This window comes from Microbacterium sp. Root53, from assembly GCF_001426925.1.
Classification (GTDB): Bacteria; Actinomycetota; Actinomycetes; order Actinomycetales; family Microbacteriaceae; genus Microbacterium.
This window is the reverse complement of the sequence record NZ_LMFR01000012.1, coordinates 109,478-125,906: the sequence shown is the minus strand read 5'-3', so window position 1 is coordinate 125,906 and position 16,429 is coordinate 109,478. Positions and strand designations below refer to the sequence as shown.

General features: G+C 71.3%; 13 protein-coding genes. 11 read left to right on the top strand and 2 right to left on the bottom strand.

The window, feature by feature from the left end; genetic code table 11:
- Positions 1-57 precede the first annotated feature (57 nt).
- A complete protein-coding gene (locus ASD19_RS05480; RefSeq protein WP_055989502.1) occupies positions 58-414 on the bottom strand; it encodes a VOC family protein in 357 nt (118 codons plus the stop codon).
- 134 nt (positions 415-548) lie between these two features.
- Between ASD19_RS05480 and ASD19_RS05475 the strand changes: the two genes are divergently transcribed.
- Positions 549-980: a DUF1761 domain-containing protein gene (locus tag ASD19_RS05475; protein ID WP_055990541.1), complete on the top strand. Its 432-nt coding sequence runs from the start codon at positions 549-551 to the stop codon at positions 978-980.
- 51 nt (positions 981-1,031) lie between these two features.
- Positions 1,032-1,634: a dephospho-CoA kinase gene (coaE, locus tag ASD19_RS05470; protein WP_055989499.1), complete on the top strand. Its 603-nt coding sequence runs from the start codon at positions 1,032-1,034 to the stop codon at positions 1,632-1,634.
- Here coaE and ASD19_RS05465 read toward each other — a convergent pair.
- Positions 1,631-2,272: a GntR family transcriptional regulator gene (locus ASD19_RS05465; RefSeq protein ID WP_055989496.1), complete on the bottom strand. Its 642-nt coding sequence runs from the start codon at positions 2,270-2,272 to the stop codon at positions 1,631-1,633. The two genes, coaE and ASD19_RS05465, sit on opposite strands and share 4 nt — an antisense overlap.
- 162 nt (positions 2,273-2,434) lie before the next feature.
- On the opposite strand from ASD19_RS05465, the gene ASD19_RS05460 reads away from it, so the two are divergent.
- From ASD19_RS05460 to uvrC, 9 genes are all read left to right on the top strand, one after another.
- Positions 2,435-3,691: an NRAMP family divalent metal transporter gene (locus ASD19_RS05460; RefSeq protein ID WP_055989493.1), complete on the top strand. Its 1,257-nt coding sequence runs from the start codon at positions 2,435-2,437 to the stop codon at positions 3,689-3,691.
- Between the two features lie 3 nt (positions 3,692-3,694).
- Positions 3,695-4,465, top strand: a complete 771-nt coding sequence (locus ASD19_RS05455; protein WP_055989490.1) for a LamB/YcsF family protein — start codon at positions 3,695-3,697, stop codon at positions 4,463-4,465.
- Positions 4,462-5,250 (top strand): putative hydro-lyase, encoded by a 789-nt coding sequence (locus tag ASD19_RS05450; RefSeq protein ID WP_055989487.1) that lies wholly within the window; start codon positions 4,462-4,464, stop codon positions 5,248-5,250. Before ASD19_RS05455 ends, ASD19_RS05450 begins: the two co-directional genes overlap by 4 nt.
- Positions 5,247-6,848 carry an urea amidolyase family protein gene (locus tag ASD19_RS05445; RefSeq protein WP_055989484.1) on the top strand — a complete coding sequence of 534 codons (1,602 nt, stop codon included), beginning with the start codon at positions 5,247-5,249 and terminating at the stop codon, positions 6,846-6,848. Before ASD19_RS05450 ends, ASD19_RS05445 begins: the two co-directional genes overlap by 4 nt.
- Entirely contained in the window at positions 6,829-8,580 is a 1,752-nt protein-coding gene (locus ASD19_RS05440; protein WP_230667499.1) for an acetyl/propionyl/methylcrotonyl-CoA carboxylase subunit alpha, read from the top strand. Before ASD19_RS05445 ends, ASD19_RS05440 begins: the two co-directional genes overlap by 20 nt.
- A 63-nt stretch (positions 8,581-8,643) precedes the next feature.
- On the top strand, positions 8,644-10,725 hold the full coding sequence (gene uvrB / locus ASD19_RS05435; RefSeq protein ID WP_055989478.1) for an excinuclease ABC subunit UvrB: 2,082 nt from the start codon (positions 8,644-8,646) through the stop codon (positions 10,723-10,725).
- A gap of 324 nt (positions 10,726-11,049) precedes the next feature.
- Positions 11,050-11,505, top strand: coding sequence for a MarR family winged helix-turn-helix transcriptional regulator (locus tag ASD19_RS05430; protein ID WP_442922507.1), 456 nt, complete (start codon positions 11,050-11,052; stop codon positions 11,503-11,505).
- 67 nt (positions 11,506-11,572) lie between these two features.
- Positions 11,573-14,461 carry an excinuclease ABC subunit UvrA gene (gene uvrA, locus ASD19_RS05425; protein ID WP_055989472.1) on the top strand — a complete coding sequence of 963 codons (2,889 nt, stop codon included), beginning with the start codon at positions 11,573-11,575 and terminating at the stop codon, positions 14,459-14,461.
- A 2-nt stretch (positions 14,462-14,463) separates the two neighbouring features.
- A complete protein-coding gene (gene uvrC / locus ASD19_RS05420) occupies positions 14,464-16,419 on the top strand; it encodes an excinuclease ABC subunit UvrC (RefSeq protein WP_055989469.1) in 1,956 nt (651 codons plus the stop codon).
- Positions 16,420-16,429: the final 10 nt, after the last annotated feature.

The following is a 16,429-nucleotide window of genomic DNA, read 5'->3' as shown; positions in this document are numbered from 1 at the left end:
CCGACCCGATCCGGGGCCGCACGGATGTCCGTGCGGCCCCGTCATGTCGTCACGTGATCACATCGATCCCTCGAACAGCCCGACCACGTTGCCGTCGGGGTCGCGGAACAGCGCCCACCAGCTGGTCTCGGTGATCGGCGTCCGCTCCTTGACGATCTCGCCGCCGCCGGCGACGGCCTTCGCGAGCGTGTCGTCGATCGAGTCGACCTCGACGATCGAGCGCGGCTGCGTGAAGCCCTCCTCGCGCGGCGTGAGCGCGCCACCGCTGACGCCGTTGGGGTTCTGCCACATGGGGTACTCCTCGAAGCCCGGCGGAGCCTCGATCTGCCAGCCGAACAGGTCGGCGTAGAAGGCCTTGCCCTTCTCCAGGTCCGAGACCGGGATCTCGAGGTGCGTGACGTCTCCGTGTGCCATGACTGCCCTTTCGTCGTGGGGTGGCCTCCGACGCGCTCACGGTATGCCCGGCCGCCGACACCGGCAAGGGGCCGCAGTGCGATCGTTCGATCGGCCTCCCGCGCGGCGAGGCGGGCGCGCGGTACAGTCGCGGCATGATTCCTGAGATCAACTACTGGGCCGTCGTCCTGGCCACCCTCTCGAGCATGGTCGTCGGCTCGGTCTGGTACGCGCCGAAGGTCTTCGGCACCCGGTGGTCGCAGCTGGCCGGGGTGTCGATGGAGGGCACCGGCAAGGACGCGACCGTGCCCATCGTCGTGACCGTGGTCGTCAGCTTCATCACCGCCTGGGTGCTCGCCGGGGCGATCACCATCGCCTGGCACTTCTACCAGGGCAGCTACCTCATGGCCGCGCTCGTCACCGCCGTGCTGCTGTGGGCGGGCCTCACCGCCGCGCGCTTCATCACGCACGACGCGTTCGAGGGCCGGCCGGGCCAGCTGACGCTCATGAACATCGCGCACGAGCTCGTCACGGTCGTGGTCATGGCGATCATCATCGGCGTCTGGCCGCCCGCCGGGACGGTCTGATCCGGGCGGCGACCGCAGATCAGCGCGCAAGGGGCGTGCCAGACTGCTGGCATGCCCCTCGTCGCGCTCACCGGCGGAATCGCGTCCGGCAAGTCCACGATCGCCCGCCGCCTCGCCGAGCACGGCGCCGTGGTGATCGACGCCGACGCGCTCGTGCGGGATCTGCAGCAGCCGGGGACGCCGGTGCTCGCGGCCATCGCGGCCGAGTTCGGCGACGGTGTGCTGACCGCCGACGGCGCGCTCGACCGCGCCGCGCTCGGTGCGCTCGTCTTCGGCGACCGCGACCGGCTGGCGGCGCTCAACGGCATCGTCCACCCCGCGGTGAAGGCGGAGTCGCAGCGGCGGTTCCGCGCGGCGTTCGACGCGGACCCTCGCGCCGTCGTGGTCTACGACGTGCCGCTGCTCGCGGAGGCGCGCGGCACGGGGGAGTGGGACACCGTGGTCGTCGCCCACGCGCCGGCCGACGTCCGCGTCGCGCGCATGGTGGAGCACCGAGGCATGAGCGAGGACGAGGCGCGTGCGCGCATCGCCAACCAGGTGCCCGACGAGGAGCGCCTGAAGCTCGCGGATGTCGTGATCGACACGTCCGGATCCCTCGACGACACGCTCGTGCAGACCGACGCGCTGTGGGAGCGGCTCCGGGCGGAGGGTTAGCGGCGTCCGAGCCGCGTGAACGCCCCGAGCACGGTCTGCTCGGAATGGACGAGGTACGCGTGCAGCTCGTCGGATGCGGCCGGTCCGCCTTCGGTCAGGAATGCCTCGAGCACGGCCCGGTTCCGGGGCACGTAGGGGGCGTGCAGCGCCTCGGGGCTGTCGATCTCGAGGAACGCCAGGCGGAGCTCCGCGGCGATGTCGCGGAACAGACGTCCGAGGCGCGGGCTGTCCGCCAGCGCCACGATGGCCGCGTGGAACGCCATGTTGGAGGTGCCGACCGCCCGCCAGTCCTTCGCGGACAGGGCCGCCTCGCTCGCCTCGACCGCGTCGCGCATCGCGTCCACGGCAGGGTGCAGCGGGGACCCCGCGGCGAGCACGGCGGGTTCTATGGTGCGACGCGCGCGATAGATGTCGATCACGTCGGCGACCGTGGGCGACGCGACGGACGCGCCCCGATGGGGGATGTGCTCGATCAGGCCCTGCTCGACCAGGACGCGGAACGCCTCGCGCAGCGTGTTGCGCGAGACGCCGAAGAACTCGGAGAGCGAGGTCTCCGACAACCGCGTGCCGGGCGCGAAATCACCGGCGATGATCCGCTGCCGCAGCACGTCGGCGAGCGTCTCGTCGTGGGCGGGCATGCAGGAATCCTACGGCGGGCCCGCGAGCGCGCCGCAACAGGATTGAAACAAAAACGACTTGGATTGTTCAACAATCCGTGGGATGTTGTTCGACATCAGGTCGCGCGCCCCACCGCGACCGCTTCCCACATCCCGCAGGCCCTTTCCCCAGAGGAGCACGACATGAGCGAGACCACCACCGCCGAGCGGGCGAAGACGTTCGCCCGCTCGCGTCGCGGACCGATCCTCGGCGCGATCTTCCTGATGGCCACCTCGGCCATCGGACCCGGCTTCATCACCCAGACCGCCACGTTCACCGCCCAGCTCGGCGCCGCGTTCGCGTTCGCGATCCTCGCCTCGGTGCTGATCGACTTCGCGCTGCAGATGAACGTGTGGCGGATGATCACGGTCTCGGGAAAGCGCGCCGGCGATCTCGCGAACTCGGCGATCCCGTTCTCGGGGCATGTGCTCGCGACCCTCATCGTGATCGGCGGCCTCGCCTTCAACATCGGCAACATCGCGGGCGCGGGCCTCGGCCTGAACGCGCTGCTCGGCATCGACGCCAAGATCGGAGGGCTGCTCTCGGCGCTCCTCGCGATCGGCATCTTCCTCTACAAGCGCGCGGGGCGCGTGGTCGACGCCGTCGTCATGGTGCTCGGCATCGTCATGATCGTCCTGACCCTCATCGTCGCGATCGTGTCCCAGCCGCCCGTCGGCGACGCGCTGCGCCAGACGTTCGTCCCGGACGAGCTGAACTTCGCCACCATCACGACCATCGTCGGCGGAACGGTCGGCGGGTACATCACCTACGCGGGAGCGCACCGCTACCTGGAGTCCGGCAAGACCGGCCCCGAGCACGTGGCGTCCGTGCATCGCGCGTCGATCAGCGGAATCCTCGTCACGGGCGTCATGCGCTATGTGCTCTTCCTCGCGATCCTCGGCGTCGTCGCCTCCGGCGTGACCCTCGACCTGTCGAGCCAGGCGGCGAACCCTGCCGGCCAGGCGTTCGGCGCGGTCCTCGGCGACGCCGGCATCCGCATCTTCGGCGCGATCTTCTGGGCCGCGGCGATCACCTCGGTCATCGGGGCCGCGTACACGTCCGCGACGTTCATCTCGACCTTCTCGAAGAAGCTCGGATCGGGATGGCCGCTGCAGATCACGACCGTCGCCTTCATCGTGGTCTCGCTCGGCTTCTACCTGGCCATCGGCGCGGCTCCCGCCGCCATCCTGGTGTTCGTGGGCGGCTTCAACGGGCTCATCCTCCCCATCGGCATGACGATCTTCATGTACATCGGCTGGTTCCGGCAGCGGGACATCCTGGGCGGCTACCGCTACCCGGTCTGGCTGCTCGTCGTGGGCACGCTCGCCACCCTGCTGACCTGGTACATGGGAGCCGTCTCGATCGGCCCGATCTTCGCGTTCATCGGCATCGGCGGCTGACCCGTGACGTCGATCGACCTCAACTCCGACCTCGGTGAGAACACGCCCGACCGGATCGTGGCCGACGACGGGGCCATGCTCGGCATCGTGACGAGCGCGAACGTGGCCTGCGGGTTCCACGCCGGCAGCCCGGAGGGGATCCGCGACACGCTCGCAGCCGCCGTCGCGCACGGCGTCACGATCGGCGCCCACCCCGGCTACCGCGACTACGAGGGCTTCGGCCGCAACGCCATGGACGTCGACTCCGCGACGCTTCAGGCCCACGTCGAGTACCAGCTCGGCGCGCTGCTCGGCCTGGCGGCCGGGGTCGGCGGGCGCGTCCGCTACGTCAAGCCGCACGGCGCGCTCTACAACACGATCGCGCGCGACGAGCGGCAGGCGCGCGACGTCGTCGCCGCGGTCCGGGCCGTGGACCCGTCGCTCGTGCTGCTCGGACTGGCAGGCGGTGTCGTCCTCGACGTCGCCGAGCGGGCCGGGCTCGCGACCGCTGCGGAGGCGTTCGCGGACCGCGCCTACACGCCCTCCGGGGACCTGGTCTCGCGCAGCGAGGCAGGCTCCGTGCTGCACGACCCCGACGAGGTCTCGACGCGCATGCTGCGCCTTGCACGCGAGGGGGTGATCCGAGCGATCGACGGCACCGACGTGCGGGTGCGCGCGGATTCGATCTGCGTGCACGGCGACAGCGCGGGCGCCATCGCGATGGCGGCTGCTACGCGGGCGCTGCTCGAGAGCGGGGGCATCCGGATCGCGCCGTTCGCGGAGGGAGCGCGATGACGCGTGCGGTCGTCGACGAGGCGCGCGCCGCCCGCGCGGCCTACCGCGGCGGTCTCGTCGCCCCCACGAGCGGCGTCGCGCACGGTCTCGTCCAGGCCAACCTCATCGCCGTGCCGGCGGACTGGGCGTACGACGTGCTCCTGTTCGCCCAGCGGAACCCCAAGCCCTGTCCCGTCCTGGAGGTGCTCGACGCCGGCGCCGTCGAGTCGACGCTCGCGCCGGGATCGGACCTGCGGACGGACCTCCCCGCCTACCGGGTGTGGCGCGACGGGGAGCTCGCAGAGGAGACGAGCGATGCGTCCGCCGCCTGGGCGGAGCACCCGGATCTGGTGTCCTTCCTGATCGGCTGCAGCTTCACGTTCGAAGCGGGCCTGACCGACGCCGGCATCCCGATCCGTCACCGCGAGCTCGGACGGAACGTGCCGATGTACCGCACCTCCCGGCAGTGCCTTCCGGCCGGGCGGCTGCGGGGCGAGATGGTCGTCTCCATGCGACCGGTGGCGGCGGACCGGGTGGCCGACGCGGTGAGGATCTCGGGCCGGTATCCCGCGGTGCACGGGGCGCCCGTGCACGTGGGCGACCCGGCGGCGCTCGGAGTGACGGATCTCGGACGACCGGACTTCGGCGACGCGCCCGAGATGCGCGACGGAGAGGTCCCCGTGTTCTGGGCGTGCGGCGTGACGCCGCAGGCGGCGATCATGGCGTCGCGTCCTCCGTTCGCGCTGACGCACGCGCCCGGGCACATGTTCGTGACGGACGTGCCGGACTCGGAGTACCTCGCGTGAGGCGGGTCCTCTCCGCCTCGGACCGGGCGCTGCTGGTCGAGGAGGATGACCTCGAGGGCTCCATGAGCCTGCATGCTGCGCTCCTCGCCGCCGGGCTGCCCGGTGTGCACGAGCTCGTGCCGGCGGCGCGCACGGTGCTCGTGCGCTTCGACCCGCTCGCGATCACCGGCACCGAGCTGCGCACGCGGATCGCGGCCCTGAGCGCCACGCGGGCCGCGGCGGTCGCGGCCGGCACCGTGACGCTGCCCGTCCGGTACGACGGCGAGGACCTCGACGAGGTGGCGCGCCATCTGGGGATCCCGGCCGACGAGGTCGTGGCGCGGCATCTCGGGGCGACCTGGCGCGTCGCGTTCACCGGGTACGCGCCCGGGTTCGGGTACCTGGTGGGCGACGATCCGATCTTCGACGTTCCGCGCCGCTCGTCCCCGCGCACGCGCATCCCGGCCGGGTCCGTGGGGCTCGCGGGGCACTTCTCCGGTGTGTATCCGCGAGAGAGCCCCGGCGGCTGGCAGCTCATCGGACGCACGGACGCCGTCATGTGGGACCTGCGTCGGGAGCCTCCGGCCCTGCTCGAGCCCGGCGCCGTGGTGCGGTTCGAGCGTGCGTCACGGGAGCGCGTCGAGCTCCCGCCTCCGGCGCCACCCGCGCCGCACCACGGCCCCTTCGCCGTCGAGGTGGTGCGCCCGGGCCTGCAGCTGGTGATCCAGGATCTCGGGCGTCCCGGGCACGCTGCGCTCGGGGTCTCGGCGTCCGGGGTCGCCGACCGCAGGGCCCTTCGCGACGCGAACGTCGCCGTCGGCAATCGTCCCGGCGCGGCCGCCTTCGAGCTGGCCGGAGGCGGCGCCGTGCTCCGCTTCCGCGGCCCGGGGGTCGTCGCCGTGACAGGGGCCCGCGCGGATGCCGTGATCGCCAGGACGGACGGGGTCGAGCTGCCCGTGCCGCACGGGGCGCCGGCGTCCGTCGAGAGTGGGGACGAGCTGCGCCTCGGCCACGCACGGGATGGGCTGCGCGCGGTGATCGCGGTGCGAGGGGGCATCGACCTCTCGCCGGCCCTGGGCAGCCTGTCCAGCGACACGCTCGCCGGTGTGGGGCCCATGGAGCTCGGCGGCGCCCCGCTCGCCGCGGGCATGGTCATCCCGCTCCACGGCCCCCGCGCGGGTTCCGCCGCCGTGCAGCCGGTGCCGGCTCCGCGCGACCCCCTTCCCGTCGCCGGCGAGGTCGTCGACCTCCGCGTCGTGCTCGGGCCACGCGATGACTGGTTCACGGCCGCCGGCGTGCGCACGCTCCTCGAGCAGGAGTGGACGGTCACGCCGCGGTCGGACCGCGTCGGCATCCGGCTCGCGGGCACCGTGCCGCTGGAGCGCGCGGTCCCCGGCGAGCTTCCCAGCGAGGGAGCCGTGACCGGCGCGATCCAGGTCCCGCCGGACGGGCAGCCCGTGCTGTTCCTGCCGGACCATCCGCTGACGGGCGGCTACCCGATCATCGGCGCCGTGATCGACGCCGACCTGGACCTGGCCGGCCAGCTGCCGCCCGGCGTCCGCATCCGCTTCCGAGCCGTCGCACCTCAGCGCGGCGCACATGACCAGACAGGAGCCTGATGTGCAGAAGGTGCTGATCGCCAACCGGGGCGAGATCGCCGTGCGGGTCATCCGGGCACTCGCCGAGGCGGGGATGACATCCGTCGCGGTGTACGCGGATCAGGACGCCGACGCGCTGCACGTGCGTCTGGCCGACGAGGCGCAGGGACTGGGCGGCACCACGCCGGCCGACAGCTATCTCTCGATCGACCGGCTGATCGCCGCCGCGCGGGCCGCCGGCGCCGACGCGGTGCACCCGGGGTATGGCTTCCTCTCGGAGAGCGCCGCGTTCGCGCGCGCCGTCGAGGAGGCGGGTCTCATCTGGATCGGCCCCACGCCCGAGAGCATCGAGAGCCTCGGGGACAAGATCACGGCCCGCCGGATCGCCCAGAGCGTCGGGGCGCCGCTGGTGGCGGGCACCGACCGGCCGCTCGCGTCGGCGGAGGAGGCCGTCGCGTTCGCGACCGAGCACGGCCTGCCGATCGCCATCAAGGCGGCGTTCGGCGGCGGCGGCCGCGGCCTCAAGGTCGCCCGCCGGATGGAGGATGTCGCCGAGGCGTTCGCCTCCGCGTCGCGCGAGGCGGTGGCCGCCTTCGGCCGCGGGGAGTGCTTCGTCGAGCGGTTCCTGGAGCGTCCGCGCCACATCGAGGCGCAGGTGCTCGGCGACGGCGAGGGCGGGGTCGTCGTGGTCGGCGACCGGGACTGCTCGCTGCAGCGTCGCAACCAGAAGCTCGTCGAGGAGGCGCCGGCGCCCGGGCTGACCGAGGAGCAGAGGCGCCGCATCCACGACGCCGCACGCGACATCTGCGCCGCGGTGTCGTACCGCGGGGCGGGCACGGTCGAGTTCCTGATGGGCGCGGACGGCGTCATCTCGTTCCTCGAGGTCAACACGCGCCTCCAGGTCGAGCACCCGGTCACGGAGGCCGTGACCGGCGTGGACCTGGTGCGGGAGCAGCTGCGCATCGCGGCCGGTGAGGGGATGACGTTCCGCTCCACCCCGGAGCCCGTCGGCCATGCGATCGAGTTCCGGATCAACGCGGAGGACCCCGGCCGCGGGTTCCTGCCCAGTCCCGGCCGGGTGTCGGCGCTGAGGGTGCCCGGCGGCCCGGGCGTGCGCTGGGACGGCGGTCTCGAGGCCGGCGATGCAGTCCAGCCCGCATTCGACTCCCTGATCGCGAAGCTGATCGTGCATGCGGCGGATCGGGACGCGGCGATCGTGCGCGCCCGGCGGGCCCTGCGCGAGCTCGGCGTCGAGGGCGTCGCCACCGTCGCGCCGTTCGCGCGGGAGCTGATCGACGACCCGGCGTTCACGACCGCCGGGTTCGCCGTGCACACGCAGTGGATCGAGTCCGAGCTGATGCCGCGGCTCGACGCGCAGGCGCGCCCGGAGCCGGTCGCGGCGGACGAGCTGCTTCGCTTCCCGATCGAGCTGGACGGACGGCGCGTCGTGCTCGGCCTGCCCGCGGCGCTGCTCGGCGGCCTCGGCGCGCCGTCGGCGTCGGCGGGGGTCGGGGACTCGGTCGAGGGGGAGGAGGCGGACCCGGCGGAGCTGGTCGCACCCGTGCCCGGCACGCTGGTGCGATGGCTCGCCGACGACGGCGCCTCGGTCGCCGCTGGGGAGGACGTCGCGGTCATCGACGCGATGAAGATGGAGACCCGGGTGCCCGCCCACCGCGCGGGCACGCTGCGTCACGCGGCGCAGGCGGGCGACGGCGTGCTCGTTGGGGAGGCCCTCGGCGCGATCGACGGCTGAGCGTCCGCCGCGAGCGCCGTCGCCGCGGGCCGCGTGTCCGTGGCCCCTCCTAGGCTGGAATCCATGCAGACGACCCGAAGCGTGCGCCCGTTCGAGGTGGTCAGCGAGTACGTGCCGTCCGGCGACCAGCCGAAGGCGATCGCCGAGCTCGCGGCCCGCATCAACGCGGGCGAGACCGACGTGGTCCTGCTCGGCGCGACCGGAACGGGCAAGTCCGCGACCACCGCCTGGCTGATCGAGCAGGTGCAGCGCCCGACGCTCGTGATGGCGCACAACAAGACGCTCGCGGCGCAGCTGGCGAACGAGTTCCGCGACCTGCTGCCGAACAACGCGGTCGAGTACTTCGTGTCGTACTACGACTACTACCAGCCCGAGGCCTACGTGCCGCAGACGGACACCTTCATCGAGAAGGACTCGTCGATCAACGCCGAGGTCGAGCGCCTGCGCCACTCGACGACGAACTCGCTGCTGAGCCGCCGCGACGTCGTGGTGGTCAGCACCGTGTCGTGCATCTACGGCCTCGGCTCGCCCGAGGAGTACCTGCGCGCCCTGGTCGCGCTGCAGGTGGGGGAGCGGTACGACCGGGACGCGCTCATCCGGCAGTTCATCGCGATGCAGTACAACCGCAACGACGTCGACTTCTCCCGCGGCAACTTCCGCGTGCGCGGCGACACGATCGAGATCATCCCCGTCTACGAGGAGCACGCGATCCGGATCGAGCTGTTCGGCGACGAGATCGAGGCGCTCTACAAGCTCCACCCGCTCACGGGTGACGTTATCGAGAGGCTCGACGCCGTCGCGATCTTCCCGGCCACCCACTACGCGGCGGGCACGGATACGATCCAGCGCGCCATCAAGACCATCGAGCACGAGCTCGAGGAGCGCCTCAAGGAGCTCGAGTCGCAGGGGAAGCTTCTCGAGGCCCAGCGTCTGCGGATGCGCACGACCTTCGACCTCGAGATGCTGCAGCAGCTCGGCTTCTGCTCGGGCATCGAGAACTACTCGCGTCACCTCGACGGACGCGGCCCGGGGGAGCCGCCGCACACGCTGCTGGACTTCTTCCCCGACGACTTCCTCCTGGTGATCGACGAGTCGCACGTCACCGTGCCGCAGATCGGGGCGATGTACGAGGGCGACGCGTCGCGCAAGCGGACGCTGGTCGAGCACGGCTTCCGCCTGCCCAGTGCGATGGACAACCGGCCGCTGCGCTGGGACGAGTTCAAGAACCGGATCGGCCAGACCGTGTACCTGTCCGCCACGCCGGGCAAGTACGAGATGGGCGTCGCCGACGGCGTCGTGGAGCAGATCATCCGTCCGACCGGCCTCGTCGACCCCGAGATCGTCGTGAAGCCGTCCAAGGGGCAGATCGACGACCTGCTCGAGCAGATCCGGATCCGCGTGGACCGCGACGAGCGCGTGCTCGTCACGACGCTGACCAAGAAGATGGCCGAGGAGCTCACGGACTTCCTCGGCGAGCACGGCGTGCGGGTGCGCTACCTGCACTCGGACGTCGACACCCTGCGCCGCGTCGAGCTGCTCACCGAGCTGCGGCAGGGCGTGTACGACGTGCTCGTCGGAATCAACCTGCTGCGAGAGGGCCTCGACCTTCCCGAGGTCTCGCTCGTGGCCATCCTGGACGCCGACAAGGAGGGCTTCCTGCGCTCGGGCACGTCGCTGATCCAGACGATCGGCCGCGCCGCGCGCAACGTGTCCGGTCAGGTGCACATGTACGCCGACACCATGACGGACTCGATGCGCAACGCGATCGAGGAGACCGAACGGCGCCGCGAGATCCAGATCGCGTACAACCGCGAGAACGGGATCGACCCGCAGCCGCTGCGCAAGCGCATCGCGGACATCACGGATCAGCTGGCGCGCGAGGGCGCCGACACCGACGCGCTGCTGTCGAAGCGCGACGCGTCACGCCTGAAGAGCGGCAAGGGCAAGACCCCGACGCCGATCAAGAAGCGCGAGGGGATCGCGGCCGAGGGGGCGCAGCAGCTCGAGGAGGCGATCGCCGACCTGACCCAGCAGATGCTGTCGGCGGCCGAGGAGCTCAAGTTCGAGCTCGCGGCCCGCCTGCGCGACGAGGTGCAGGACCTCAAGCGGGAGCTTCGCCAGATGGAGAAGGCCGGCCACGCCTGACCGGCGTCAGCCCTCCGGGCAGAGCAGCGTCTCGCCCTCCGGGCGATGGTCCCGCCGGGGGCGACCGCAGTGAGCGCACGGATCCCCGCCGCGGTCGCGCGGGACGTTCGGGCTGAGCTGGGGCGGACCCGCCAGCCGGATGAGCGTGGCGTTCGCCCACTGATACAGACCGCCGGCATCGCGCACCCTCTTGCGCCATGTGGTCTTCTCTGTCATAACGGTGAGTGTACTAAGACTGAATCGCTCCGGGCCGCGGTGCGGGGAACTCGACTCGCCCCGAGCCGGGCGGGATGATCCGGGGCACACGAAAGGTTGAGGGGGACCATGGCAACTATGGACATCGCCGCCGACGACCTGCTCAAGCTGGAGCGCCAGCTCTGCTTCGCGATGGTGACGGCGGCGCGCAACGTCGTGTCGATCTATCGCCCGGTCCTCGAGCCCATGGGGCTCACGCACCCGCAGTATCTCGTGATTCTCGCGCTGTGGGAGAAGTCGCCGCGCACGCTCAGCGAGCTGGCCGACGAGCTCGCGATGGACCCGGCGACGGCCTCGCCGCTCGTCAAGCGCCTCGAGGCGCAGGGGCTCATCCACCGCTCGCGCCGCGCGGACGACGAGCGCCGCCTCGACATCGAGCTGACGGACAAGGGACAGGCCCTCCGCGAGCAAGCCCTCCTGGTGCCCGGCAAGGTGCTCGCCCGCCTCGGCATGTCGATCGACCAGGTGTCCGAGATCCGCGACGCGATCAAGCCCTTCACCGGGCGCTTCGAGCCGGTCGCCTAGCCTGGGGTTCGCCTGTGGGCGCGGGGCTCTCGGATCCCGTGTCGGAGGCCCCACCTAGACTGGAACGGTGCCGATCGTCCCCGTCTCCAGCCCCGGAAAGATCAGTGTGCGCGGTGCCCGCGTGCACAATCTGAAGAACGTCGACCTCGAGATCCCGCGCCACTCGATGGTCGTGTTCACGGGCCTGTCCGGGTCCGGCAAGTCGAGTCTCGCGTTCGACACCATCTTCGCCGAGGGGCAGCGCCGGTACGTCGAGTCGCTGAGCGCGTACGCGCGCCAGTTCCTGGGTCAGGTCGACCGTCCGGACGTGGACTTCATCGAGGGCCTCAGCCCGGCGGTCTCGATCGATCAGAAGTCGACGAACCGCAACCCGCGCTCGACCGTCGGCACGATCACCGAGATCTACGACTACATGCGCCTGCTCTGGGCGCGGATCGGCGTCCCGCACTGCCCGGAGTGCGGCGAGCGGATCCAGCGACAGACGGTGCAGCAGATCGCCGATCAGCTGAACGCGCTTCCCGAGGGCACCCGCTACCAGGTGGTCGCGCCGGTCGTGTCGCAGAAGAAGGGCGAGTTCGTCGACCTCTTCAAGGAGCTCGGCGCGAAGGGCTACTCGCGCGCGATCGTCGACGGCGACCTGATCCAGCTGTCCGAGCCGCCCGTGCTCAAGAAGAGCTACAAGCACGACATCTCGGTCGTGGTCGACCGCCTCGTCTCGCGCGAGAACATGCTCGGACGCATCACCGACTCGGTCGAGACCGCGCTGGGCCTCGCGGGGGGCGTGCTGCAGGTGAACTTCGTCGACGAGGAGGGCGAGGACGCGTGGCAGTCGTTCTCCGAGAAGCTGTCGTGCCCCAACGGGCACGCGCTGCAGCTGACCGAGATCGAGCCGCGCACGTTCTCGTTCAACGCGCCGTTCGGCGCGTGCCCCGCCTGCTCGGGCCTCGGCACCCGGATGTCGGTCGACGTCGAGCTCATGCTGGGCGACGAGGAGCTCTCGATCCGCGAGGGCGTCATCGTCCCGTGGACGACGCAGGGCAAGGGGCTGTTCCAGTATTACGAGCGCCTGCTGGTGGGCCTCGCGCACGACCTGAACTTCTCGCTCGACACCCCGTGGCGCGCGCTGCCCGAGTCGGTCAAGGACGCCGTGCTGTACGGCGAGGGCTACAACGTCAACGTCCGCTACAAGAACCGCTGGGGACGCGAGGTCCGCTACGCGAGCGGCTTCGAGGGCGTCGTCCCGTACATCGAGCGGCAGTGGTCGCAGGCCGAGAGCGACAGCCAGCGGCAGCGCTGGGCCGAGTACCTCCGCGAGGTGCCGTGCCCCGCGTGCGATGGGGACCGCCTCAAGCCCGAGGTGCTCGCGGTCAAGGTGCACGACCGCTCGATCGCCGAGGTGTCGCACCTCAGCCTCGACGACGCGCGCGCGTTCATGGAGCTGCTCACGCTGACGGACCGCGAGGCCCACATCGCCGCGCAGGTGCTGCGCGAGATCCGCGTGCGCCTCGACTTCCTGATCCGGGTGGGCCTCAACTACCTCACGCTCAGCCGCAGCGCGGGCTCGCTGTCGGGCGGCGAGGCGCAGCGCATCCGCCTGGCGACCCAGATCGGCACGGGCCTGACCGGCGTGCTGTACGTGCTCGACGAACCGTCCATCGGCCTGCACCAGCGCGACAACCGCCGGCTCATCGAGACCCTCATCACGCTGCGCGACCTCGGCAACACTCTCGTGGTCGTGGAGCACGACGAGGAGACCATCGAGGCGGCCGACTGGATCGTCGACATCGGTCCCGGGGCGGGCGAGGGCGGCGGCGAGGTCGTGCACTCCGGCCCCTACAAGCAGCTGCTCGCGGACAAGACCTCGATCACGGGCGACTACCTCTCGGGGCGCCGCGAGATCCCCGTGCCGTCCAAGCGCCGCCGCATCGACCGCAAGCGCATGCTGACGGTCGTGGGGGCCCGCGAGAACAACCTGCGCGACGTCACCGCCGAGTTCCCGCTCGGCGTGCTGACGGCCGTCACGGGCGTGAGCGGCTCGGGCAAGTCGACGCTCGTGAACGACATCCTCTACGAGGTCCTCGCCACGCGTCTCAACGGCGCGCGCCGGGTCGCGGGCAAGCACACGCGCGTCACGGGCCTCGAGCACCTCGACAAGGTCGTCCACGTCGACCAGGCGCCGATCGGCCGCACCCCGCGGTCGAACCCGGCCACGTACACGGGCGTGTTCGACCGGATCCGCAACCTGTTCGCCGAGACGCCCGAGGCGAAGGTGCGCGGCTACCAGGCCGGCCGGTTCAGCTTCAACGTCAAGGGCGGCCGCTGCGAGGCGTGCTCGGGCGACGGCACCCTGAAGATCGAGATGAACTTCCTGCCCGACGTGTACGTCGACTGCGAGGTCTGCCACGGCAAGCGGTACAACCGCGACACGCTGCAGGTGCACTACAAGGGCAAGAACATCGCCGAGGTGCTCGAGATGTCGATCGCCGAGGCGGCCGAGTTCTTCGAGCCCATCCAGGCCATCCACCGCTACATGAAGACGCTCGTCGACGTCGGGCTCGGCTACGTGCGCCTCGGTCAGTCGGCGACGACCCTGTCGGGCGGCGAGGCGCAGCGCGTCAAGCTCGCCACCGAGCTCCAGCGCCGCAGCAACGGCCGCAGCGTGTACGTGCTCGACGAGCCCACAACGGGTCTTCACTTCGAGGACGTGCGCCGCCTGCTCGAGGTGCTCGACAGCCTGGTCGAGAAGGGCAACACGGTCATCGTGATCGAGCACAACCTCGACGTGATCAAGTCGGCCGACTGGATCATCGACCTCGGCCCCGAGGGCGGCTCGGGCGGTGGGCAGATCATCGCGACGGGCACCCCGGAGCAGGTCGCCGAGGTCGAGGGCAGTCACACCGGCGCGTTCCTCGCGGAGGTGCTCGGCATGCGCGAGCGCCACCGCAAGGCCGGGTAGGCATGTCGGGGCAGCTTCCCTACAAGCCGAAGCCGGGGGAGATCCCCACCAACCCGGGGGTCTACCGGTTCCGTGACGCGCAGGGGCGGGTGCTGTACGTCGGCAAGGCCAAGAACCTGCGCCAGCGGCTGTCGAACTACTTCGCGCCGCTGCACACGCTGCACGAGCGCACGCGACGCATGGTCACCACGGCCTCGTCCGTCGAGTGGACGGTCGTGCCGACCGACGTCGACTCGCTGCAGCTCGAGTACCAGTGGATCAAGGAGTTCGATCCGCCGTACAACGTGCGGTACCGGGACGACAAGTCGTACCCGTTCATGGCCATCACGCTCGGCGACGAGGCGCCCCGCGTCATGGTCACGCGCAACCGCCGCATCCCCGGCGCGAAGTACTTCGGCCCGTATCCCAAGGTCTGGGCCGTGCACGACACGATCGACCTGATGATCAAGGTGTTCCCGATCCGCACCTGCAGCGACTCGTCCTACAAGCGCGCGATGCAGACCGGCAGGCCGTGCTTCCCGGGTCAGATCGGCAAGTGCGGCGGGCCGTGCTCGCATCGCGTCACGATCGAGGAGCATCGGGCGATCGTCGACGACTTCATCGCCTTCATGAACGGCGGCGACGAGCGCTTCACGCGCGACCTCACGGCGCGGATGAAGGCCGCGGCCGCGGCCATGGACTACGAGCAGGCGGCCGTGCTGCGCGACAAGCTCGCGTCGATCGAGGCCGTGCTCAACAAGAGCGCGCTCGTGCTTCCGGAGCACGCCGACGCCGACCTCTTCGGCATCGCGGAGGACGAGCTCTCCGCGGCGGTCCACCGGTTCGTCATCCGGGGCGGCCGCGTGCGAGGCGTGACCTCGACCACGATCGACAAGGAGCTCGACATCTCGGGCGGCGATCTGGTCGATCAGATCCTGCAGCGCGCCTACGGCGACGCGGCGCCCGCCGACATCCCGCGGCGCGTGCTCGTGCCCGTGCTCCCGCCCGACGCGCACGAGCTCGAGGAGTGGCTGCGCAGCCGCCGCGGCAGGGCGGTCGAGATCGCCGTGGCCCAGCGCGGCCCGCGCGCCGAGCTGCTGCGCAACGCCACGCTCAACGCGCAGCAGGCGCTACTGCGGCACAAGACCCGGCGCACGAGCGACTACGCCGCCCGCACTCAGGCGCTCGCCGACCTGCAGGAGGCGCTGGGGATGTCCGAGGCGCCTCTGCGCATCGAGTGCTTCGACATCTCGCATCTGCAGGGCACGAACGTCGTGGGCTCCATGGTGGTGTTCGAGGACGGGCTGCCCCGCAAGGACCAGTACCGCTCGTTCTCGATCGCGCACACGACCGACGACACGGACTCGATCCACCAGGTGCTGACGCGGCGGCTCGCGCACCTCGACCGGCCGGAGCCCGACGAGACCGCCGAGGCCGAGGCAGGGGAGGAGTCGCAGGCCCGCCGGCGCCGGCGCTTCGCGTACCCGCCGCAGCTGCTGATCGTCGACGGCGGCCGTCCCCAGGTGGAGGCCGCGGCGCGCGCGCTGCGCGAGGCCGGGCACGAGGAGATCGCGCTGTGCGGCATCGCCAAGCGCCTCGAGGAGATCTGGCTGCCCGGCGACGACTTCCCGGTCATCCTGCCGCGCACGAGCGAGGCGCTCTACCTCGTCCAGCGCCTGCGCGACGAGGCGCACCGGTTCGCGATCTCGCACCAGCGGCGGCGTCGCAAGCGCGACATCCGCAGCGTCCTGAGCGAGGTGCCGGGGCTCGGCGAGGCGCGCATCAAGGCGCTCCTGCGCCACTTCGGGTCCGTCGCGGCGCTGCGCGGCGCCACGGTGGCGCAGATCGAGGAGCTGCCGGGCATCGGCCCCAAGCTGGCCCAGACGATCCACCGGCACCTGCAGGGGGAGCCGGCCGACATCCCTGAGGCCGAGGCCGCGGACCCCGGCGAGATTCCGGCCGAGGCGCCGAGCGCATAGGCTTGACGAG